Origin of the sequence: Pantoea sp. App145 (assembly GCF_047947045.1) — a bacterium.
Classification (GTDB): Bacteria; Pseudomonadota; Gammaproteobacteria; order Enterobacterales; family Enterobacteriaceae; genus Pantoea.
In genome coordinates this window covers 827,710-850,719 of sequence record NZ_CP133290.1, presented here as the reverse complement: position 1 = coordinate 850,719, position 23,010 = coordinate 827,710, and the positions used below count along the sequence as shown (strand labels likewise).

Sequence of the window (23,010 nt, the reverse complement as noted above, 5' to 3'; positions counted from 1 at the left end):
ATTACGGTGATGCATTACCGGACTTGCAGGATGTGTGCCAGCTTCGATAAAGGTCATTGACCCGCGCCAGAAATCAGCGACAATACGCATTATGTAGTGACGGAATGGATGTATACCTAAAGTAATTTAAGGTATGCAAAAAGGATCATATCAGTGCAACCTGACGAGCAAAAAGCACCATGAGTGAGCAAAAAAGTCTCTCCCGCTTAGCGGGAACATCGCTGGCGGATGGCCTGAAGCAGAGCCTGGAAAAAGAGATCGCCAGCGGTGTGCTGGAACCCGGTAAGCGTCTGGACGAAAAGGAAATTGCCGCACGCTTTGATGTCTCACGCACCCCGGTACGTGAGGCTTTTCGCCTGCTGGCAGCGGATGGGCTGGTGGATCTGAATGGCCGCCAGGGCGTGATGGTCCGGGCGCTCGGCATGAATACGCTGCTGGAGATGTTTCAGGTGATGGCTGAGCTGGAGGGACTCTGCGCCCGACTGGCAGCGCGGCGGATCGCGCCGGATCAGTTGCACCAGCTACGCCAGATCCATCAACAGATGGCAGATCAGGGCACCTCGATCTCACCCGCCGCGTTCTATGAAATGAACCTCAGCTTTCATGAGGCAATCTATGCCTTTGCCCGTAATGAGTTTTTAGCGGAGGAGACGCGTGCGTTGCGTAATCGTGTGGGCGTGTATCGCCGTCGGGTCACCTTTCATCCGGGCCGGGTGAATAAGACACTGGAGGAGCACGGTGCGATTGTCGAAGCCATTGCACGCAACGATGCTGATGCTGCGCACGATGCGATGCGTAAGCATCTGACTTTACTGGGTGACGATTTGGTGGATTTTATCGCGGGTTTCGCCGGATAAATAAATTTGCTTTCCTGGTATGCAAATTGCTTTGTTTTGTATACCTAACACGGAGAGCACAACATGAAACTGAATCTGAATGGCAAAAGCGCGCTGATCACTGGCGCATCAAAAGGGATTGGTGAAGCGACAGCACGGGTGCTGGCTGCGGAAGGCTGCACCTTACATCTGGCGGCGCGCAATGGCGCGGCGATGCGCGATTTGCAGCAGGCGTTAATAGCGGAATATGGCGTCAGCGTCTCGGTGTATGAAAAAGATCTCAGCTCCACAACGGCGATGGAGTCGCTGGCGGCAGAAGTCGGGGCCATCGATATTCTGGTCAACAACGCCGGTGATATTCCCGCCGGATCGCTGGATATCGTTGATGATCAGGCCTGGCGCGCCGGTTTTGATCTCAAGGTCTTCGGCTATATCTCGCTGTGCCGTCTTTATTATCCGCAAATGAAAGCCGCCAAAAGTGGCGTGATCATCAATGTGATTGGCAACTCCGGCGAGAACTGGGACGCCAGCTACATTGCTGGCAGCACCGGCAACGCAGCACTGATGTCGTTTACCAAAGCGCTGGGTGGCCGCAGTCTTGATGACGGCATCCGGGTTATCGGCATCAACCCAGGTCCGGTAGCGACCGATCGCATGCTGAAAATCATGAAGCGCAAAGCGATTGATATGCTGGGTGACGAAGCGCGCTGGGAGGAGCTGTTCGCGCTCTATCCGGGCAAGCGTCCGGCGACTTCAGAAGAAGTGGCGGACCTGGTGGCGTTTATGTCTTCCGATCGCGCCGGTTATATCAGCGGCACCAATATCACTATCGACGGCGGCATTGCTGCGCGTGGATCGGTCATCTAACCGGGAGCGCAGCATGTCAGATATCTATACCCGTAACGCCTGGTTTGATCAGTTATTTGCCACCGAAGGGCTGATCTGGATGGGGCAAAATACCAACCATTTACCTGCACATCCGACGGTGCTGGCGGCGCTGCAAGCGTCGGTGGCGGCCGCCGAGTTTAACGCCTATGCGCCGCCGCTCGGTTTTGAATCGCTGCGTCGCGCCATTGTCAATGACATTGGTGTCGCCGGTGTCGAAGCGATGGTAACCGATGGCGGCGTGAATGCGTTGGCGACGCTGTGCCGTGCGCGCTGCCGTCCCGGCACCACCTTCGTCACCACCGACCCCAGCTGGAAATGGCCATGCCAGTTTGCGCAGCAGATGGGATCGCAGGTGATTCAAATCCCTATCTGGAATGCGGCTTGTGATTATCGCCTGACCCCGGAAGCACTGGCGGCGGTGGTGGATGACAACACCGCCCTGATTTATCTCGTCGATCCGAATAACCCGTTGGGTATTCACTACAGCCGTGAAGAGTTGCAGGCGTTTATCGCCATTGCCCGTCGCCACAATGTACTGCTGATTCATGACTGCACTTATCGCGATTTCGCCCCGGACCATGTTGCTGCGCTGGGACTGGATAGCGAGCAGGTGGTGATGTCGGTGAGCTTCTCGAAATGGCTGGGACTGGCAGGGTTGCGCGTCGGCGCGTTGATCGCCGCACCGCAATTGCTGGCAGAGCTGGCTCCGTACAACGGCGGCGTGCTGGGGGCCAGCGTACCGGCACAACGTGCGGCCGAAGCCGGGCTTCAGGTGAAAGAGGAATGGATGGCCTGCTTACTGGCGGCCGATCACCACAATAAGGCGTTGATTGCTGAAGCGGTCAGGGCAGTACCCGGTTTGTCGCTGCCGGTATATCCCTCCGGTGGCAACTTCCTGGTGATCGATGTCACCGGTGCAGACATTCGCCCGGAAGCGCTGGTGGAGTGCTATCTGCAACAGGGCATTCAGATCCGTCACGGCGGTTATCACACTGCAACCTTTGGCGATCGCTTTATCAAAGTCAGCACCACGGTTCCCGCTGCCTGGGCAGAGAAGTTTGCTGCACTGTTGCCGGAAATGGTGGTGCAGGCCGCGCAACAGCAGGAATTCCGTCAACCCTTCTGAGGATCGAACCATGTTTATCACCACCAATGATGACGTTCAGCTGTGGGTTGAAAGTACCGGTACTGGCCTGCCGATTCTTTTTATCCACGAATTTGGCGGCAACTACGATAGCTGGCAGCCGCAAATCCATGCCTTCAGCCGTCGTTATCAGTGCATCACTTATGCGGCACGTGGCTATCCGCCTTCTTCGGTGCCGATGCAGTTAGAGGCCTACTCACAACAACGTGCGGTGGAAGACGCGCTGGCGGTGCTCGATGGTCTGGGTATTGAGCAGGCACACATTGTCGGTTTATCGATGGGCGGGTTTGCGGCGCTGCATTTTGGTCTGAATGCGCCTGAGCGTGCGCTGTCGCTGACCATAGCCGGGGCGGGTTACGGTTGTGAGCCGGAAACCGAAGCCTATTTTCGTCAGGTCTCGCTCCAGGTGGGGGAAAACTTTGCCAGCCAGGGCGCTAAAAAGTTTGCGCCGACCTATGCGCTGGGTGCCAGCCGTGTGCAGTTCCAGAATAAAGATCCGCTGGGCTGGCAGCGTTTTGCCGATCGGCTGGCAGAGCATGACTCGCTCGGGGCATCGCTCACCATGCGCGGGGTGCAGGCGCGTCGTCCGGCCTTTTACCAGCTGGAGGCACAGATTCAGGCGTTGCAGTTGCCCGTCCTGATTATGGTGGGGGACGAGGACGACCACTGCCTGCAACCAGGCCTGTACCTGAAAAAGCATCTGCCCGCTGCCGGGCTGGCGATCCTGCCGAAAACCGGCCACACCCTCAACCTGGAAGAACCGCAGCTGTTTAATCAACTGCTGGCGGAGTTTTTTGCCCAGGTGGAGAGCGGCAACTGGGGCGAGCGCGATCCGCGCGCCAATCCGGCGCAGATTATGCGTACCGACTGATACCGGCTGGCAGGAGAGATGATGAAAATTGCGGGTGAACGCCTGTGGCAGCGGTTGATGCAAATGGCACAAATCGGGGCCATTCCCGGTGAGGGCGTCAATCGTCAGGCACTGAGCAGGGAAGAGGAGGAGAGCTGGCAGCTGATGCAGCACTGGGCGCAGGAAAGCCAGCTGGAAATCTGCGGCGATGCGGCAGGAAATTTGTTTGTGACTTTACCGGGGGTTGACCGCCAGGCAGCGCCTTTGCTGTTGGGCAGTCATCTTGATAGTCAGCCCACGGGTGGACGCTTTGATGGCGTTTACGGCGTGCTGGCAGCGCTGGAAGTGCTGACGGTACTGCGCGAAAGCGGCTGGCAACCGCGCTGTGATGTGGTAGCCGTCTCCTGGATGAATGAGGAAGGGTCGCGCTTTGCACCCGGTATGATGGGTTCCTCCTGGTTCGCCGGGGCGCGTGATCTGGCGGCGATTCACGCCGTCGCCGACGCCAGTGGGGTGACGGTGGGTGAGGCGCTGGCGGCCATCCGGCAAAGGATGCCGTTGTCGGTCTGGCGCGGCAGCTGGCCCCCTGCGGCTTACCTCGAAGCGCATATCGAGCAGGCAACCGTACTGGAAAAAACCGGAGCCACCATCGGCGTGGTGAGCGGGATTCAGGGAAAAGTCACCTGGCAAGTGACGTTACACGGCGAACGCGGCCATGCGGGTACCGTCCCGATGAAAGAACGGCGTGATGTGCTGCGCAGTTTTACCCGCATTGCTCAGCAACTTTATCAGGTAACTGGCGACGCCGATCCTGAGGTGATGTTTACCATCGGGCGGGTCGAGATGCAGCCCAATGCGCCCTCGGTGATCCCGGATAACCTGACGTTTCGCATCGACTTGCGTCATCCACAGGAACCGATGCTGACAGCGCTGGCAGCGCAAATCGAACAGATCATGAATGCGCTGGCGGCACCCTGCCTGGTGGTAATCTCCCGGCTGAGCGAAGCTGCGCCAAATACCTTTGATCCCCGCTTGCAGCAGATGATCGCCGGGTCTGCCCGCGAGCGGGGCTATCCGGCCATGCCGTTGCTCTCAGCGGCCGGTCATGATGCGCGCTATCTGGCGGCCATTTGTCCCGCGGCAATGATCTTTATTCCTTGCCGGGCGGGGATCAGTCATGCCCCCGAGGAGTGGTCTGAGCCAGAACAGGTGTGTGCCGGGGCACAGGTGTTGCTGGATGTGGCGGTGAAGTGGCTAGGGGGATAACACAGGCCAATTACGGCACGGACCGGTAGCGGCGCGATTTATCGCGCAGTTTTTGCGACTGCATATTGAAAAGAGCGCGAAAAATCGCGCCGCTACGGCTATCCTGTGGATTCTTCACGCAATTTGTACCTGAACAGGATGCCGCAGGAATGTCCCACCCCTCGTCGCAAACCCCCTCAACAGCAGGCAGTCCGCTCTGGCTGGCGCTGCTGGTGGCGCTGACCTTTTTTATGGAAAACCTCGATGCCACGGTGATTGTCACCGCGATACCGCAAATGGCCCATGAGTTTGCCGTTGGCCCGGTGGCGCTCAACGTCGGCATCAGCGCCTATTTGTTAGCGGTGGCGATATTTATCCCGATCAGCGGCTGGCTGGCGGGACGCATCGGGGCGCGTAATCTGTTTGCTGCCGCCATTCTGTTGTTTACCCTGGCGTCGGTGTTGTGCGGCGTCAGCGACAATCTGCCATTCTTCACCTTTAGCCGGGTGTTGCAGGGGATCGGTGGTGCCTTGATGGTGCCGGTTGGGCGTATGGTGGTGCTGGGTGTCACGGCGAAAAAACACATGGTGAAAACTATCGCGGTGATTACCTGGCCTGGCCTGATTGCGCCGGTGCTGGGGCCGCCGTTGGGTGGTTTTATCGTCACTTATGGTCATTGGTCGTGGATCTTCTGGCTGAATATCCCGTTAGGCATACTGGCGCTGCTGGCCACCTTCAGGCTGGTACCGAAAACCCATAACACCTCAGCGCGACCGTTTGATGGCCTCGGCTTTGTTTATACCGCTTTAGCCTGTGTTGCACTGGTCACCGGGCTGGAATTGCTGGGACACAGCGAGCTGACCAGCGGATTGTTGCTGATGGCGGTGGGTATCGTCAGTGCGGTACTGACCTACCGCCACAGCCTGCACCATCCGGCACCGTTGTTGCCTTTCGGCACGCTGTCGATTCCAACCTTCCGCAGTACGGCGATTGCCGGATCGTATTTCCGTGCCTCCATCAACGCCATTCCCTTCCTGCTGCCGCTGCTGTTTCAGTTGAGTTTTGGCTGGAGTGCGGTGCAGGCAGGATCGATGGTGTTGTGGGTATTTGCCGGTAATCTGGCGATGAAGCCTGCCACCACCTGGCTGATGAATCGTTTTGGTTTCCGCCGCATCCTGCTGTGGAATGGCTTGATTAGTCTGCTGGCGATTCTCAGCTGTGTGCTGCTCAGCCCCTCACTTAGCTATTTCGCCATCGCCACCATTCTGTTTATTGGTGGCCTGACGCGCTCGCTGCAGTTCAGTTGCTATAACAGCCTCGGATTCGCCGATGTACCGCAGGAAAAGATGGCGGATGCGTCGGTAATTTTCAGTATCTTCTTCCAGTTCAGCATGAGTGCCGGGATCGCGATTGCCGCGCTGCTGATGCGTATCTCAATGGGATGGCGGGAGAGTAGCGTGCCAGGCCAGGCGGATGTGAATGTGGCTTTTATCGGCGTGTCATTGCTGGTGGCCTGTTCGCTGTTCAATGTCTATCGGCTGGAAAAGAATGCCGGGCAGCAACTGCTGAAACAGTAAAAGAATCGCACCCGGTTGTTGCGGCGCGATTCTTTTTCACAGATTAAAATCCGCTATCAGATGATTAAAACACCAGCTGCACTTTGGCGGCCCGCTCTTTATCGGCGGCCAGATCCAGCGCGCTAACCGCTTCCGTCATTGCAATTTCGGCGGTGAGCAGTGGCAGTGGCTTTATTTTGCCTGATTCCAGCCAGCGCACGGCAGTAGTGAACTCACCGGTAAAGCGGAAAGAACCGCGCAGCTGAACTTCTTTGACCAGCAGTGGGCCGACAGGGTAATTCACTTCAGGGGTGCCCATTCCGAGCTGGACTATGATGCCGCCGGGCCGGGTAAAGCTGACGGCAGATGCGACGGCCGTGGCTGCGCCGGAGGCCTCAAAGCAGACATCAAAGGCACCGCCATTTTCCGTCCAGCCAGCGGTGATGTCCGTTACGCGCGGATCTGCCGTCAGCGAAGCCCCCATTTGCAGTGCCAGCTCGCGACAACGTTCACTGATGTCGGTCGCCATCACCTCGGTCGCACCTGAGGCCAGTGCCGCAGCAATCACCAGACAACCGATCGGACCCGCACCGGTGACCAGCACCCGTTTGCCGGTCAGGTCGCCCGCCTGCCGCACCGCATGGATACACACCGCCAGCGGTTCCGCAAATGCGATGACCTTCGCCGCCACGCTGGCGTCGTAAGGCACACACTGCACCGGATTGACGGCAACATATTCAGCAAATCCCCCATTCACATGGGGAAAAAACTGCGCGCTGCCCATAAAACGCATCGAACGGCACAGATTCTGTTTACCCTCCAGACAAAATGCACATTGCTGGCAGGGCTGCGAGGGGTTGATCGCCACGCGCTGGCCCGGCTGTAAACCACTACCCGCAGGTGCCTGATCGATAATGCCGACAAATTCATGCCCCAGCACCATCGGTGCTTTCAACACTGACATCCCTGCGCGACCATGCTGATAATAATGGATATCTGAACCGCAAATCCCGCCACGTTCAACACGTACCAGTACCTGATCGTCATGCCACTCAATAGCACGGTTTTCACAGTGCACCTGATGTGCGGCGCTGACGACAACCGCTTTAACTGTTTTCTGCTGCATCATGCTTCTCTCTGTACGTTGGATTGGGTATCAAAATGTTCTTCTGCCTTGTCCTGCGATTGTTCGGCGGGCGGCGTCAGTACCTCAATTCTTCCGACCAGCAGCAGATAAGCGAGAAAGCCGCACAGCGCAACGGCGGCGATATACCACATCGCGTATTGGAAATTCTGGGTCCGCTGCAGAATGACGCCAATGATGATGGGACTCACAATGCCGGAGAGATTGCCGAAGATATTCAGGAAGCCGCCAATGGTGCCGATCAGGTGCCGGGGAATGACATCGCTACACACCACCCAGCCAAGATTAGAAAACGCGTTGGCAAAGAAGGCGATAGACAAAATGGCGATGGCGATCACCGGCTGATCCTGAAAGAAGTTCACCAGGGCGATAGAGCAGGTCAGCAGCATACCGGCCATCACCGGTAGTTTGCGCGAGAAGGTACGGGAGTGGCCGCGTTTCAGCAGCATATCGCTCAGCGTCCCCCCGCACAGCACACCGGCCATTGCCATCAGATATGGGAACATGGCACCGATACCGGCTTTATCAATCGACAGGTGCAGCCCTTTCTCCAGATAAACGATAAACCACGTCAGGAAAAAGTAGAGGGTTGAGGAGGCGGCAAACTGGGCAATAAACAGCCCCCAGGTGATACGCTGACGCAGAATATAACGCACCGATTGCCAGTTAACGCTGGGGTTTGGACTTAGCTGACCAGAGGAACCATAACCACCCCCCTGACGAATCACTTCCAGTTCCGCCTGGTTAACACGGACGCTGTGCTGCGGATCGCGATAGGCGATCAGCCAGTAAATGCCAAACACGATACCGATCAGTCCCGAGATATAGAACGACATCTCCCATCCCCACTGGCTGACGATAAATGACAGCGCCGGAGTCAGCAGTGCCAGGCCAATATATTGCGCGCTGGAATACGTGGCCGTGGCGCGGGCACGTTCATGATCGGGAAACCAGGTGGCAATGATTTTGGTATTGGAGGGAAAAGAGGGCGCTTCCGCAACACCAATCAGGGCACGGCAGACCAGTAACATCATAAATGATGCGGTGGCTGTGGTGAAAAAGTGATGAGACGCCAGCCCCATTAACAGTGTGAAGAGGCTCCATAGCACAATGGCGCTGCCGTACAGCCAGCGTGAACCAATGCGGTCGAGCAGGTAGCCGACCGGGATCTGACTCATGGCATAGAACCAGGTAAACATGGAAAACAACAATCCCAGCTGGGTGGCTGACAGGAAGAATTCTCCCTGGATGTGAGAGCCGGCAACGGACAGGTTGGCACGGTCCATATAGTTAATGGCAGTGACAACAAATAGCATTGCCAGAACAGAAAGTCGGGTACGGGTCGGTTTCATATTCAGCCTTTACCGTGAATGGTTTTTATCGGTGAAGTGACGAGGGGTTTATAACGTGGCCAGCCAGCCACCATCCACGTAGATCATCTGGCCGTTAACATAATCGGAGGCGGCAGAAGCCAGATACACTGCGGTGCCCACCAGTTCTTCTGGCTTGCCCCAGCGGCCGGAAGGGTTGCTGCTGCACACCCACTTGTTGAATTCTTCGTTATCGACCAATGCCGCGTTCATATCGGTGAGGATGTAGCCCGGCCCGATACCGTTGGTCTGAATATTGAATGCCGCCCATTCGGCCGCCATGGATTTCGTCAGCAGTTTGATGCCCCCTTTGGCGGCGGTGTAAGGCGCAACCGTGGCGCGTGCCGCTTCACTGGTCAGAGAGCCGATATTGATGATTTTGCCACCGCGATTGCGAGCCACCATACGACGGGCCGCTGCGCGAGCGACCAGGAAAGCACTGGTCAAATTGACATCCAGTACGCGCTGCCAGTCAGCCAGCGCCAGCTCCAGCATCGGTTTGCGGAACTGGATGCCAGCGTTGTTGATGACGATATCAACGGCAATCTGTTCGGCATCCAGCCGGGCGAAAACCGCGTCAATTTCTGCTTCATTGGCCACGTTAAACAGAAATCCGCGTGCCTCGTAGCCCTGTGCCTTCAGAGATTCCAGCGCATGATGCATATGTTCTTCACGGGTGCCATTGAGGATGACGCTGGCACCCGCCTGGGCGAGCCCCTGTGCGTAGGCAAATCCCAGACCGCGGGTAGAGCCGGTGATCAGCGCCGTTTTGCCGCTGAGGTTAAATAAGCTTTGCATAGAAATTTATCCCCTGATGTAACATGACTAACAAGTTGTATGGTGACGTTGTACGTTAAGCGATAATCGACAGCAATTCCGATGGCGAGTAATTGCAGGATGAGTCACATTTTTGCTGAGTCATATTGAGGGTGTGAAACAAAGTTTTCTGTTTAATTTATTGAAATAAATCATAAAATAGTTGATTTAATAAAATGCTATGCCGAAGGGGGAATAATTTTTCCTTGTCAGGCGGGCGCTGAAACGTTAAAACCTGACACATGTAGGACAAGTGAGAGCGCCCGGTGAGTCTTGAAAGTATCCAAAAACATAATGTCGTTGACGTTATTTATGAGCAGATGAAGCAAAACATTCAGAACGGCGTCTGGGAGTCCGGCTGTAAGCTGCCTTCTGAGGCGGAGCTGACCGCAACATTCCAGGTGAGCCGGGTCAGTGTCAGGAGCGCGGTGCAGAAACTGCGTGATCTGGGTGTGGTGGTGACGCATCAGGGAAAGGGAACGTATGTGACCCGCGATCTGGCGCGCTATGATGCCTTCAGTGACAACGCGCCCATCCTGCATCTGTCACAGGAAGAGTTCGACGATATGCGGGTGTTCCGCCAGACTGTCGAGTTCCGCTGTATGGAGTTGGCGGTAAAGAACGCCACCGATGAAGATGTCCAGGCGCTGGAAAAGGCGCTGAATCGGATGCTGATTAGTCGCGACGATTATAAAAAATACTCACTGGCTGATTATGACTTTCATCTGGCGATTGTTAAGGCATCCCACAACAAAGTCTTTATTCACGTGATGGAATCCCTGAAAGGGATCTACGTGCATTATCTTGAGGAACTGAACCGGGTGCTGGGCATTACGATTGAAAGCGTAGAGGCCCATATCAAGGTGTTTATGGCGCTTAAAAATCGCGATGCTGCATTGGCGACGGAGACACTAAACAGCGCCATGACGCATAACGTGCATGCCATCGAAGACGTGCGTCACAACGCTTAAAAAAAGCCCATCGCGGGCTTTTTAATTCATTCAACATGTAGGACATCATACAGGATAAGTGAGGATTTCATGAGTGAGCTGAAAATTACTGACGTCAAAACCATACTCACGGCTCCCGGTGGCATTGATCTGGTGGTGGTGAAAATCGAAACCAGCGAACCGGGACTGTACGGCCTTGGTTGCGCGACCTTCACCCAGCGTATATATGCCGTGGCCGCCGCTATCGAGAGTTACATCAAGCCTTTTTTGCTTGGCAAAGACCCGTCGCGTATTGAAGACCTGTGGCAATCTGCCGCCGTGAGTGGTTACTGGCGTAATGGCCCGGTGATGAACAACGCACTGTCAGGCATGGATATGGCGTTGTGGGATCTGAAAGGAAAGCTCGCAAACCTGCCCGTGTATGAGTTGCTGGGCGGTAGATGTCGTGACGGCATCGCCCTGTATCGCCACTGCGACGGCGCGGATGAGATCGAAGTGGAGGACAATATCCGCGCGCGTATGGAAGAGGGTTACCAGTACGTGCGTTGCCAGATGGGGATGTACGGAGGAGCCGGTACTGATGACCTGCGCCTGATTGCGGGAAAATTGTCGCGTGCGAAAAATATTCAGCCCAAAGTGTCACCACGTAGCCAGACGCATGGCGTCTATTTTGACCCCGATGCCTACGCGCGTGCCGTGCCACGTCTGTTTGATCATCTTCGTAACAAGCTTGGTTTTGGTGTGGAATTTATCCATGACGTGCATGAACGTATCACGCCGATTGCAGCGGTGCAGATGGCAAAATCACTGGAACCTTACCAGCTGTTCTTCCTTGAGGATCCGGTGGCCCCGGAAAATATCGACTGGTTAAGCAAACTGCGGGCCCAGAGCAGCACACCGGTGGCGATGGGGGAACTTTTTACTCAGATCAACGAGTGGAAGCCGCTGATCCAGCATCAGTTAATTGATTATATTCGCTGTCATGTCAGCACCATTGGCGGCATCACTCCGGCGAAAAAGCTGGCGACTTTTGCCGAGTTATACGGTGTCAGAACCGCCTGGCACGGCCCTGGCGATATCTCACCAGTCGGTGTGGCGGCCAATCTGCATATCGATATGAGTATCACCAATCTGGGCATTCAGGAATACACGCCAGTCAATGAGGCATTGCAGGAGGTCTTCCCCGGTTGTCCGGAAATTGATCGTGGCTATGCCTATTTGAGTGATCGCCCGGGACTCGGCGTGGATATCGATCTCAAACAGGCAGCGAAATATCCGGTTTCCGGCGGCATCCCGGATTGGACCAATGCCCGTTTGCCGGATGGCACAGCCGCTCGCCCGTAAAATCCGTGAAGAATCACTGCGACTCTGTCCGGATGGTGTTGCTTGCCATCTGGCTGTCATCCTGGCCGGTTAAATTGATGTCTCGTCGCTGCCCTGTGGCAGCCAGGTTATCCAGACATCTGACCACTACGGAGTTTTCGCTATGGCACTCGCTGCTGTGCAACCGGCCAAATTACAACATACCGTCATCGATCCCAGCGTGCGTATGCGTGAGACCAGCATTGGTCAGCAGTGTGAGATCCTCGCACACAGTTACCTTGAATATTGCGAGCTGGGGGATTTCTCTTACGTAGGTGAGCACTGCTGTATTGCTGATGCGCAAATTGGTCGCTTCACGGCCATTGCCAATCAGGTACGCATTGGCGCACCGAATCATCCGATGGATCGGGCTTCACAGCATCGTTTTACTTATTGCCCGGAATATTATGACAACCAGGCGCAACGCGATGCTTCCTTCTTTGCCAATCGCCGTGCCGATCGGGTGGTCATTGGCCATGATGTGTGGATTGGTCATGGGGTGATTGTGCTGCCCGGCGTCACGGTGGGTGATGGGGCAGTGCTGGCGGCAGGGGCAGTGGTGAGCAAAGATGTGCCACCTTACACCATTGTAGGCGGCGTACCGGCCAGGCCAATTCGCGTGCGCTTTACGCCAGCCATCGCCGCGCAGCTTCAGGCGATCGCCTGGTGGCACTGGCCGCTGGAGAAGATTATGGCGCATCTGGCGGATTTTCAGTCCGGCGACATTGACGCTTTTTGCCAGCGCCACGGTAAGTAGGGCGATCCATTCCACTAACCGCAGGCAATCGCAATATCATCCATTTTTGAGATTGCCTGCGGTGAAAATATGCCGCCCCGTTATTCACATCATCGGCTGGCGCAGCGGCTGGGCTGTCGGCACGGCTTCCGGTTTCAACCCCACATGCAACAGAATCTGGCTGCGATAATATTCATCATTGTCGCGTACCTCATCGCTCAGCAACACGCCAGCTTCGTTAACATTTTTTCCGGCGACCTTCACTTTGTCGCGCGCTGCGCTGCGCATCCACTCATACTCAATATCGATATGGCCGCTATCAATGCAGCGAATGCCTTGCTGGCTGAGATCATAGGCCAGCACTGTCGCGGTAGGGCCAAGTGAAATCAGTACCAGGTCGAAATCACGCCCGTGTGCCAGCACGGCACTGTAAAGATCGTTGTAGAGTGAAAAAGCATTACGATTCAGCGTGGTGATACGTTTAATTTCTGCCGCCCCGGCCAGCAGGTCATTACCCATACCTAAACGCGTGCCACTGCCTTCCACGATTAAAATTTTCTTATTTTCAAAGAGCTGTTTAAATTTGGCAAACATCACTGCGGATAAGGCTTTGTCTTTATAATCATGGTACGGTCTGGTCACGGAGGTATTTCCATACAGATATTTTCTACTTAATAATGGTTCATAACGCAGAAAACAAAATGCTTTATGGAAAAACCAGAACAGGGCCGAACCGAACCGCATATTCCCCGTACCACGAAATGCATCAGGCATACAAATCAGGCAGCTGGGATTGTTATTCACGCCACGCTGCATAATTTCTTTTAAACGAACGGAAAGGCGCTCATCAAAAGCCTGAAAACCAATATTTTTGAATAACGTCATCTCCAGCTCGCCATCGCCATAGCGGCTGATAGACAGGTGATCGTTTTTCAGCAACAGGTCAATGGTCTGCTCGGGAGATAGCACCCTGTATTGCTTTACACGCGCATTAGCCCGCGGGTATTTGAAAGCTGCATGGGTGAGTTTAAACGGAAAGCGTAATTTGCGATAAATTGAATTAGCGCTGATCATCATTAACCTTCTGTTATAGGCGGGCTTACCGCAGAGCAGTCGCGTGACTTATAACATGGCATGTTGTTTATTGGTGTCTGAGGAAACTCTCAAATTAACGGCGTTGCAGGATTTCTTATCATTGAGAAATAAAAACTATGCAGCAGAAAAATAAAAAACCTATAAAATCGTGAGGTTCTATTATTTTACCCAGGATAATCCTTATCGCCATCTTTACCACCGGTTAAATAAATTCATTTGATGAATAAGGGTAATTGCTGCGCGTGGGCACAGTTCTCCGGATATTCCGCTCGGGTTATCGCGGCGTTAAGATAATCCCAGCAATTTCAGCAGCAGGTGCACGAAGTTTTGCAGGGCAAAAATCACCAGAACCGCCCCCCCCACCACGTTAATGAAGTAACCGATTTTCTGGATGTTGATGAGCCTGGCTGAGGTCAGCAGGGCACAACATACCACCACCAGCCACAGACTCATGATCAGGATATGCACTGTGGCTAACAGCAGAAAGTGACTCAATGCCGCCTGTTTACCGGCAAACTGCGACACCACGGTGAGATAAAGCATCACCGCTTTGGGATTCAGCACATTGGCCAGCCACGCATCGAAGAGGGTGGTTTGTCGGGGACGACGGGAAACATAAGGTGACGCCACATTGCGCCCCCGTTTAATCAGCTGTAATCCGAGCCAGAAGAGATAGATGGCTCCGGCGAAACTGAGCAGGGTAAAAATAGCCGGGGAGCGTAATAGCAGGGCACTGATCCCGGAACCAATCAACAGCGCATGGGTATAGATACCCAGAGTGGTCCCGATAATAATCGCTGTCAGGCCGCGGTAACCCGACGTCAGGGTATTGTTAATCGCCAGCGTGAAGCTGGCCCCGGGTGACAAGGCGATCGGCAGGATGGCGATAATAAACGCAACGAGATTCGAATCCATAATGGCAAGCGACGGGCGATAAACTGCTGATGGCAATGTAAAATAATTCTGATGAAAATTCGTGACTAATGCAATGTGGCTAAGCAGGATAGTGATAAGTATCCGCCAATAATCACAAAAAGGATTTTCTATGACCATCGCCTGTTTACATACCGCCGCCAGCAATATCGCTATTTTTGATCAAGCCGCCGCCAGCCTCGGCATGCCATCCACGGCTTTAAACCATCTGGTGATGCCTCATCTGCTGGCCGAAGCCGAGTTGAGTGGCGGTATGACGCCTGAGCAGCAAACACGTCTTACCGCGTTGCTGCATAGCCTGACACCTTGGTTTGATGCGATTCTGATTACCTGTTCTACCCTGGGGCCGGTAGCGGATAGTTTCCACAACGATGCCAACGGCTGCGTTGTCTGGCGCACTGACGGCATGCTGGCCGATGAAGTACACCGTCGGGAAGGTCAATCCGTGGTGCTGTGCGCGGCGGAATCGACGCTGGCAGCGACCACTGCCTTGTTTTGCCCGCCTGCACGGGACGGGCAACAGCCGGAAGTGCGCCTGATCCCCGATGCCTGGGCAACATTTAAAGCCGGTGATCAACTGGGGTATCGGCGACTGATCAAGGAAGCGGTGGAGCTGGCGCGTCAGCAGGGCGCGGTGAATGTGGCACTGGCGCAGGTGTCGATGGCGATTGCGGCGCAGGATTTCAGCGAAGATCAGCGCCCGTTAACCAGCCCGCAGCTGGCATTGCGTTGCGCGATAAATCGAACTGGTTTGTCGCAACCAGGCCAATAACCGCACGGAGCCGTAGCGGCGCGATTTATCGCGCAATTCTGTGCACCGTGCCGGTAAACCCCGCGCAATAAATTGCGCCGCAACAATCCGGTGCGATATTTCACTGCGGGGTTCAATAATCAGTTATCGCCGGGAAATCCCGCAACGTTGCCGATCATGCGGCACGTTCGATCTTTTCACTTTACTTACATACACCATCAACGGTTGTTTGTTAGACTTTCGCGCTGAGAATGAACGTTCACTATAGGGTTAACCATGATGGTTTTTCAGCGGTATGTCATTGCAGGTCTGGCGTTTCTGATTGTCGCCTGCGACCAGAGTGCAGAGAACAAACCCGGGGCAATGGTCACGGAAGTTGGCGTAAAAACGCTGCAAACAGAACCGGTTACACTGACCAGTCAATTGACAGGGCGTGTCACCGGTACCATGACGTCAGATGTACGTCCGCAGGTGGGAGGGATTATCCAGAAACGCCTGTTCACCGAAGGCGATGAGGTTAAAGCCGGTCAGGTGCTTTACCAGATTGACCCGGCCAGTTATCAGGCCAGTTATGACGAAGCGGTCGGGCAACTCAAAAATGCCATCGCAGTAGTCAAAAGCAGCAAGCTCAAAGCCGAACGTTATGCGGCGCTGGTGAAAGAGAACGGTGTTTCCCGTCAGGATGCCGATGATGCGGAAGCCACTTACCAGCAGAATATTGCCTCGGTTGCGCAGTACAAAGCGGCAGTGGAAAGTGCACGTATTAACCTGAATTACACCCAGATCAAAGCGCCGATCAGCGGCCGTATTGGTATTTCATCGGTGACACCTGGCGCGCTGGTGACATCCGAGCAGACCACGGCGCTGGCGACGATTCGCGCCCTCGATCCGATTTATGTCGATCTGACCCAGTCCAGCGTGCAATTGCTGAAGCTCAAACGCCAGCAGGCGTCACTGAACCAGAACAGCGATGAGGTGCCAGTCACGGTGCAGCTGGAAGACGGCTCTACTTACGATCGCACCGGTAAGCTGGAACTGACCGAAGTCTCCGTGGATGAATCGACCGGTACCGTTACACTGCGTGCTATCTTCCCCAACCCGGATCACCAACTGCTGCCTGGCATGTATGTCCGCGCCAGTGTCACTAATGGTGTGAAAAACGATGCGATCCTGGCACCGCAGCAGGGGATTACCCGTGATGCGAAAGGCAATGCCACCGCGTTAGTGGTGGATAAAGACAACAAAGTGGAAAGCCGCGAAGTGGTGACCGATCGGGTGATTGGCAACAAATGGCTGATCGACAGTGGCCTGCAAAGTGGCGACAAGCTGATTGTCGAAGGCACAGGCAAAGTGCAGCCAGGCCAGACCGTGAAAGCGGTAGAAACAGGCACCACCACGACTGATACCCCTGCGAATACCGCCGGAGGAAACTGATTATGTTGGCTCAGTTCTTTATCCGCCGACCGGTGTTTGCCTGGGTGATTGCCATCTGCATCATGATGTTCGGTCTCCTCAGCATCAAAAACCTGCCGATAGCGCAATATCCTGATGTGGCACCACCGCAAATCAGTATTCAGGCGACCTATACCGGTGCGTCAGCGGAAACGCTGGAAAGCAGCGTGACCCAGGTGATTGAGCAGCAGCTGACCGGTCTTGACGGCTTGCTGTACTTCTCGTCTACCAGCACTGCGTCCACCGGCCAGGTCAAAATCACCGTGACCTTCGAGCAGGGCACTGATCCTGATATCGCTCAGGTACAGGTACAGAACAAAGTGCAGCAGGCAGAAAGCCGCTTGCCGGACGCGGTGACCCAGCAGGGCGTGACCGTCGAGAAGGCGCAGAGCGACTTCCTGCTGATCATGGCGCTGTACGATAAAAACAACAAAAGCACCTCAGCGGATGTGGCTGACTACCTGGTCAGTAACATGGAGGACACCCTGGCCCGACTGCCGGGCGTGGGTAGCGTGCAGGTGTTTGGTGCGGAATACGCGATGCGTATCTGGCTGGACCCGGCGAAACTGGCTTCCTATTCATTGATGCCTTCTGACGTGGAAACCGCGCTGGAAGCGCAGAACACCCAGGTATCATCCGGGCAGCTGGGGGCGCAACCCGCCAGTAAAGAGCAGCAACTGGTGGCGACCGTGCGTTCCCGTTCGCGTCTGCAAACGCCAGAGCAGTTCCGCAACATCGTACTGAAAAGCCAGACGGATGGTTCGGTGGTGCATCTGAGCGATGTCGCGCGGGTGGAAATGGGTGATGACGACTACAGCGCCAACGTGCTGGCTAATGGTCATCCGGCCTCAGGTATCGCGATTCAGCTGGCGTCCGGTGCCAATGCACTGTCCACCGCTGAGGTCGTGAAATCTACGGTAGATGAGTTCCGTAGCAGCCTGCCAACCGGTTACGACATCGCCTATCCGCTCGACAGTACCGACTTCGTTAAGATCTCGATTGAAGAGGTGGTAAAAACCCTCGTTGAGGCGATTGTGCTGGTGGTGATCGTGATGTTTGTGTTCCTGCAAAACATCCGTACCACGCTGATCCCGGCGATTGCTGTTCCGGTGGTGTTACTCGGCACCTTTGGTGTGCTGGCGGTGTTTAACTACTCGATTAACACCCTGACGATGTTTGGGATGGTGCTTGCCATCGGGCTATTAGTGGATGACGCCATCGTGGTGGTGGAAAACGTTGAGCGCGTGATGCGTGAAGAACATCTGCCGCCACGGGAAGCGACCGAAAAATCGATGAAGGAGATCACCGGTGCGCTGATCGGTATTGCGCTGGTGTTGTCGGCGGTGTTCCTGCCTATGACCTTCTTCAGCGGCTCAACCGGTGTTATTTACCGTCAGTTCTCCATCACCATTGTGTCTTCGATGGTGTTGTCCGTGATTGTCGCTCTGACACTGACCCCGGCGCTGTGCGCCACCATGCTGAAACCGCACGATCATGAAAGCGGACAGAAAGGCTTTTTCGGCTGGTTTAACCGCAGCTACGAGAAAATCCAGGCGCGTTATCACGATAAAGTCGGGCATGTGATTCACAGCTCGGTGCGTTACCTGCTGCTGTACGCGGTGCTGCTGATTGGTTGTGCCTTTATGTACCTGCGTCTGCCGACCGGCTTCCTGCCGACTGAAGACCAGGGCTACATCATGGTGCAGTACACGCTGGCTCCGGGTGCTACGGAAAACCGCACCAGCGAAGTCCGTCGTCAGATCCAGCAATACTTCGCCACCAAAGAAAAAGATAACGTCAACGTCAGCATGCTGGTGAACGGCTTCAGCTTTGCCGGTAGCGGGCAGAACGCCGGTGTGGGCTTTATCTCGTTGAAAAACTGGAGCGAACGTAAGGGCGCGGCCAATACCGCTGACGCCATTGCCGGACGCGCCATGATGAACCTGTCCGGTATTCGTGATGCGCAGGTGTTTGTCCTGTCGCCGCCGTCCATCTCAGGTTTGGGTCAGTCGAATGGCTTCACCTTCGAATTGCAGGGACGTGGCACCACCGATCGTAACCAACTGCTGAAGCTCCGCGACCAGTTGATTGCACAAGCCAATCAGGACCCGGTGCTGAGCAGCGTGCGCGCCAATACCTTGCCAGATCTGCCGCAGTTGCAGGTGGATATCGATGACGAGAAAGCCCAGTCGCTCGGTCTGACCATCAGTAATATCAACAGCACGCTGAGTACCGCCATTGGTGGAAACTACGTCAATGACTTCACCGATCGCGGCAGGGTGAAAAAGGTCTACATGCAGGGTGATGAAGCGTTCCGCAGCAAACCAGAGGATATCGATAAATGGTTTGTCACGGGTACTGATAGCGAGGGTGACACCACAATGGTGCCGTTCTCGTCATTCTCTTCCTCGCACTGGACTTATGGCCCGGATGTGCTGTCCCGGTACAACGGTCTGTCGTCCTATGAAATTCAGGGGTCGTCGGCAAGTGGCAAAAGTTCCGGTGATGCGATGACGGCGATGGAGAAACTGGCGAGCAAATTGCCACAAGGCACCACCTTTGCGTGGAGCGGTTTGTCCTACCAGGAGCGACTGGCAGGTAACCAGGCGGTATCGCTGTATGCTATCTCGCTGATGGTGGTATTCCTGTGTCTGGCGGCGCTGTATGAAAGCTGGTCGGTGCCGTTCTCGGTAATGATGGTGGTGCCACTGGGCGTGTTTGGCTCCCTGCTGGCGATTACATTGCGCGGTCTGGAAAACGATGTTTATTTCCAGGTGGCACTGCTGACCATCATTGGCCTGTCGACCAAGAACGCCATCCTGATCGTGGAATTTGCTGAAGATAACTACCGCAGAGGGGAAAACCTGGTGAAAGCGGCGATGCACGCGGCATCAATGCGCTTGCGTCCGATCATTATGACCTCGCTGGCGTTTACTGCCGGGGTATTGCCGCTGGCGATATCGACCGGTGCGGGTGCTAACAGCCGTATTGCCATCGGTACCGGCATCATCGGCGGTACCATTTCCGCCACGCTGTTAGCAATCTTCTTAGTTCCGCTGTTCTTTGTGCTGGTCCGTCGCGTATTCCCTGGGATGCCGCATAGCCATGCAAGCCACACTGAAACTGCTGCGAAGACGGGGGAATAACATGTCAGCAAAACTTTTGGTGGTATTTTTACCCTGTTTCCTCGCGGGCTGTGTCTCACTCGACCCGGACTATAAACGTCCGGAAGCCCCGGTGAGCAAAACCATGCCCTCCGGTGAGGCTTATCGTTCATTGCAGGGGGCACAGGCGGCCAATTATCGTGACATTGGCTGGCAGACTTATATCCTGGATCCGCAGCTGCGTCAGGTGGTAGCGATGGCGCTGGATAGCAGTCGCGATCTGCGTGAAGCCGTCGCCAGCGTCAAAGCCGCCCACGCCCAGTATGGTGAGGAACGTTCAGAGCTGTTCCCGACCATCAATGCTGGCGTCAGTGGCACCCGTTCGCGCGCCCTGACGGGAGAAGGTAATCAGACGGCGATCAGCAACAGTTATTCAGCCGAAGGCAGCGTCAGTTCGTTCGAGCTGGATCTGTTTGGTAAGAATCAGAGCCTGACGCGCGAGCAGTATGAAACTTATCTCGGTACGCTGGAGGGCGCACGCAGTACGCGCCTGACGGTGCTGTACAACACGGCGGATTACTGGCTCCAGCTGGCGGCCGATCGCAGCAATCTGGCGATCGCCAAAGATACGGCGGAAAGCGCCCGTCAGTCGATGGAAGTGACGCGCAAGCAGATGGAGCATGGCACCGCCTCAATGGTGGATCTCTCCTCTGCCGAAACCACTTATCATTCGGCGATGGCGGATGTGGCCAGTTACACCACGGATGTCGCGCAGGATAAAAACGCGCTGGATTTGGTGGTGGGACGCAGCGTACCGGATAACCTGCTGCCGCAGGGTATTGATGCGCTGGGGCAGGCATTCCGTGAGGTGCCTGCCGGAATTTCGTCAGACGCGCTGTTGAATCGTCCGGATGTACTGGAAGCGGAACATAACCTGAAGTCAGCCAATGCCAGTATTGGTGCGGCGCGCGCCAACTTCTTCCCCACCATCTCGCTGACCACCAGCGGTGGTGTGGGCAGTTCTGACCTTTCTTCACTGTTTAAAAACGGTGCCGGGATTTGGTCGTTTGCGCCGAGCATCTCGCTGCCGATTTTCACCGGTGGCTACAATATTTCGCAGCTGAAATACACCAAAGCGGAGAAGGAATACTACGTCGCGGCGTATGAGAAAGCGGTGCAAACGGCGTTCCAGGAAGTGGCGGATGCGCTGGCACGGCGTGGCACCATTAACGACGAGTTAACCAGCCAGCGTAATAACGTGACGGCATCGCAGACTTACTACCATCTGGCAGATCTGCGTTACCGCAACGGTATTGATACATACCTGGATGCACTGACCGCGCAGCGCACGCTGTATAGCGCGCGCACCAGCCTGGTCACCACCCAACAGGCGTATTACCTGAATCTCATCACCTTCTACAAAGTGATGGGTGGCGGGACCGCATTGAAAGAGTCGGAACTCAAGCTGTAAAATCCCGTGGGCCGATTAAGTATCGGCCCACGGTGACGAATTCGTACATTTTTTTTGATGGGGTTTCAAATTGACCAGGAAAGACTTTGAAGATTTTTTGCACCAGCGCAAACAGCTGATTATTGCGGCGGCGAAAGTCTGTTTCAGTCGTTCTGGTTTTCATGGTGCCAGCATGGCAGAGATGAGTGCTGAAAGTGGGCTGGGTGCTGCACAAATATATCGTTACTTCAGCAGCAAAGAATTATTGGTGATTGAAACGGTAAAGGTCATCGCGACAGAATGGCGCACTTTTCTGGAAAATAAACTCAGCCAGCAACCGCAGGTGGCGGATATTATTGTCAGGGATTCGGTGTTCTGGCAGGGATGGTCAATTAAGGACCAGTGTTTATTGCTGGAAGTCTATTCTGAGGCTTCACGTAATGCCAGTGTGCGAGACATTCTCGCTGAGCAAGAGCAACAATTAATTGCCATGCTGGATAATGTATTTCAGCAACGGGAACCCCAGGCGACTGCGGAGCAACGTTTTAATCAGATCCATTTTTTGTTACTGCTGATTGATGGTGTGGCCTGTCGTACTTTTGTTGATGATGGTTTAGATCAACAGGAACTGGCGCGTCTGAACACGATTCTCAGTCAGCATTTATTACCTTAATTTATTGTTTAACCACGGTATTGTTCACATCGTTGATAATGCCGTCAAAAAATGGCACAAAAGACGGTGCAATTTCGCGTTGTTTCATGCTGCGGCGGATAATAATGCCGTCAATAATCAGTGACAGCACATATAAGCGGGTATGAATAATATTGCTGTCTTTCTCAGGATGAAGTGCCTGTTCTTTAGCAATAAAATTATCTTTCAGATTTTGCCAGGCATTGGTCATGATTTGCATAATGCGCGGGTTACGCATCGATTCAGACGATATTTCCATTAATAACACAATATCATTTTCCACTTCACGCGGTACCAGCCCGGCGGAAAACAACGGCAGGCGTGCCTGGCCCCCTGATTTGGCAATTTTTTCCAGATCATCATTTAAGCGATCTTTTAAACGTTGTGTGATGTTGAACACCAGCGCTTCGATAATCGACTCTTTATTGGTGAAATATTTATAAATCAAACCCACGCTGACATTTGCCTCACGGGCAATATTCTGGATTGAAGTCTGGTGAAAGCCTTTAAGCCGCATGCATTGTTCTGCTGCGGCAAGAATTTGCTCTGTCCGATTCATTGTGTATGGCCTGCGGAAAGTAAGCGTTTATTTTACGTAATTTCCGCAACGATGGCGAATGATCAATTGTCAAAAAAT

20 protein-coding genes are annotated in these 23,010 nt (G+C 54.6%); 14 read left to right on the top strand and 6 right to left on the bottom strand.

The features are described 5' to 3' along the window. Nucleotides 1–179: 179 nt before the first annotated feature. The 6 genes from RCF31_RS03780 to RCF31_RS03755 all read left to right on the top strand — a co-directional run bounded on the left by RCF31_RS03780 (nucleotide 180) and on the right by RCF31_RS03755 (nucleotide 6,540). Nucleotides 180–857, top strand: coding sequence for a GntR family transcriptional regulator (locus tag RCF31_RS03780; protein ID WP_299452802.1), 678 nt, complete (start codon nucleotides 180–182; stop codon nucleotides 855–857). A 63-nt stretch (nucleotides 858–920) separates the two neighbouring features. After that, nucleotides 921–1,703 carry an SDR family oxidoreductase gene (locus tag RCF31_RS03775; protein ID WP_416412553.1) on the top strand — a complete coding sequence of 261 codons (783 nt, stop codon included), beginning with the start codon at nucleotides 921–923 and terminating at the stop codon, nucleotides 1,701–1,703. A gap of 13 nt (nucleotides 1,704–1,716) precedes the next feature. Next, nucleotides 1,717–2,850 carry a pyridoxal phosphate-dependent aminotransferase gene (locus RCF31_RS03770; RefSeq protein WP_416412552.1) on the top strand — a complete coding sequence of 378 codons (1,134 nt, stop codon included), beginning with the start codon at nucleotides 1,717–1,719 and terminating at the stop codon, nucleotides 2,848–2,850. A gap of 10 nt (nucleotides 2,851–2,860) precedes the next feature. Next, the gene (locus tag RCF31_RS03765) at nucleotides 2,861–3,739 is read left to right on the top strand and encodes an alpha/beta fold hydrolase (RefSeq protein ID WP_416412551.1); all 879 of its coding nucleotides are present in this window, start codon (nucleotides 2,861–2,863) and stop codon (nucleotides 3,737–3,739) included. A gap of 18 nt (nucleotides 3,740–3,757) precedes the next feature. Further along, nucleotides 3,758–4,984 carry a M20 family metallo-hydrolase gene (locus tag RCF31_RS03760; RefSeq protein WP_416412550.1) on the top strand — a complete coding sequence of 409 codons (1,227 nt, stop codon included), beginning with the start codon at nucleotides 3,758–3,760 and terminating at the stop codon, nucleotides 4,982–4,984. Nucleotides 4,985–5,133: 149 nt separating this feature from the next. Next, the gene (locus RCF31_RS03755; RefSeq protein WP_313683413.1) at nucleotides 5,134–6,540 is read left to right on the top strand and encodes an MFS transporter; all 1,407 of its coding nucleotides are present in this window, start codon (nucleotides 5,134–5,136) and stop codon (nucleotides 6,538–6,540) included. Nucleotides 6,541–6,604: 64 nt separating this feature from the next. On the opposite strand, the gene idnD is transcribed toward RCF31_RS03755, so the two are convergent. The 3 genes from idnD to RCF31_RS03740 are packed head-to-tail and all read right to left on the bottom strand — an operon-like array spanning nucleotide 6,605 to nucleotide 9,831. Beyond that, nucleotides 6,605–7,645, bottom strand: a complete 1,041-nt coding sequence (gene idnD / locus RCF31_RS03750) for an L-idonate 5-dehydrogenase (RefSeq protein WP_416413206.1) — start codon at nucleotides 7,643–7,645, stop codon at nucleotides 6,605–6,607. After that, the gene (locus RCF31_RS03745; protein ID WP_416412549.1) at nucleotides 7,645–9,015 is read right to left on the bottom strand and encodes an MFS transporter; all 1,371 of its coding nucleotides are present in this window, start codon (nucleotides 9,013–9,015) and stop codon (nucleotides 7,645–7,647) included. Before RCF31_RS03745 ends, idnD begins: the two co-directional genes overlap by 1 nt. A gap of 48 nt (nucleotides 9,016–9,063) precedes the next feature. Next, nucleotides 9,064–9,831 (bottom strand): SDR family oxidoreductase, encoded by a 768-nt coding sequence (locus RCF31_RS03740; protein ID WP_416412548.1) that lies wholly within the window; start codon nucleotides 9,829–9,831, stop codon nucleotides 9,064–9,066. 284 nt (nucleotides 9,832–10,115) lie between these two features. Between RCF31_RS03740 and RCF31_RS03735 the strand changes: the two genes are divergently transcribed. The 3 genes from RCF31_RS03735 to RCF31_RS03725 all read left to right on the top strand — a co-directional run bounded on the left by RCF31_RS03735 (nucleotide 10,116) and on the right by RCF31_RS03725 (nucleotide 12,918). Next, the gene (locus RCF31_RS03735; RefSeq protein ID WP_416412547.1) at nucleotides 10,116–10,820 is read left to right on the top strand and encodes a FadR/GntR family transcriptional regulator; all 705 of its coding nucleotides are present in this window, start codon (nucleotides 10,116–10,118) and stop codon (nucleotides 10,818–10,820) included. Nucleotides 10,821–10,889: 69 nt separating this feature from the next. Next, entirely contained in the window at nucleotides 10,890–12,143 is a 1,254-nt protein-coding gene (locus tag RCF31_RS03730) for an enolase C-terminal domain-like protein (RefSeq protein ID WP_299452826.1), read from the top strand. 142 nt (nucleotides 12,144–12,285) lie between these two features. Further along, nucleotides 12,286–12,918, top strand: coding sequence for a DapH/DapD/GlmU-related protein (locus RCF31_RS03725; protein WP_416412546.1), 633 nt, complete (start codon nucleotides 12,286–12,288; stop codon nucleotides 12,916–12,918). Between the two features lie 84 nt (nucleotides 12,919–13,002). Here RCF31_RS03725 and RCF31_RS03720 read toward each other — a convergent pair whose 3' ends face one another. Both RCF31_RS03720 and RCF31_RS03715 read right to left on the bottom strand, forming a co-directional pair. After that, nucleotides 13,003–13,971, bottom strand: coding sequence for a GT-D fold domain-containing glycosyltransferase (locus RCF31_RS03720; RefSeq protein WP_416413205.1), 969 nt, complete (start codon nucleotides 13,969–13,971; stop codon nucleotides 13,003–13,005). Nucleotides 13,972–14,277: 306 nt separating this feature from the next. Next, nucleotides 14,278–14,907, bottom strand: a complete 630-nt coding sequence (locus tag RCF31_RS03715) for a LysE family translocator (protein WP_416412545.1) — start codon at nucleotides 14,905–14,907, stop codon at nucleotides 14,278–14,280. Between the two features lie 130 nt (nucleotides 14,908–15,037). Here RCF31_RS03715 and RCF31_RS03710 point away from each other — a divergent pair, with 130 nt between their 5' ends. The 5 genes from RCF31_RS03710 (at nucleotide 15,038) to RCF31_RS03690 (ending at nucleotide 22,355) form a co-directional block, all read left to right on the top strand. Next, entirely contained in the window at nucleotides 15,038–15,697 is a 660-nt protein-coding gene (locus RCF31_RS03710) for a glutamate racemase (RefSeq protein WP_416412544.1), read from the top strand. A 255-nt stretch (nucleotides 15,698–15,952) separates the two neighbouring features. Next, nucleotides 15,953–17,110: an efflux RND transporter periplasmic adaptor subunit gene (locus RCF31_RS03705; protein WP_299452835.1), complete on the top strand. Its 1,158-nt coding sequence runs from the start codon at nucleotides 15,953–15,955 to the stop codon at nucleotides 17,108–17,110. Between the two features lie 2 nt (nucleotides 17,111–17,112). Beyond that, nucleotides 17,113–20,274 carry an efflux RND transporter permease subunit gene (locus RCF31_RS03700; RefSeq protein WP_416412543.1) on the top strand — a complete coding sequence of 1,054 codons (3,162 nt, stop codon included), beginning with the start codon at nucleotides 17,113–17,115 and terminating at the stop codon, nucleotides 20,272–20,274. Between the two features lies 1 nt (nucleotide 20,275). Next, a complete protein-coding gene (locus tag RCF31_RS03695; protein WP_416412542.1) occupies nucleotides 20,276–21,703 on the top strand; it encodes an efflux transporter outer membrane subunit in 1,428 nt (475 codons plus the stop codon). Nucleotides 21,704–21,773: 70 nt separating this feature from the next. Continuing rightward, nucleotides 21,774–22,355 (top strand): TetR/AcrR family transcriptional regulator, encoded by a 582-nt coding sequence (locus RCF31_RS03690; RefSeq protein WP_416412541.1) that lies wholly within the window; start codon nucleotides 21,774–21,776, stop codon nucleotides 22,353–22,355. Between the two features lies 1 nt (nucleotide 22,356). On the opposite strand, the gene RCF31_RS03685 is transcribed toward RCF31_RS03690, so the two are convergent. Beyond that, the gene (locus RCF31_RS03685; protein ID WP_416412540.1) at nucleotides 22,357–22,932 is read right to left on the bottom strand and encodes a TetR/AcrR family transcriptional regulator; all 576 of its coding nucleotides are present in this window, start codon (nucleotides 22,930–22,932) and stop codon (nucleotides 22,357–22,359) included. Nucleotides 22,933–23,010 lie beyond the last annotated feature (78 nt).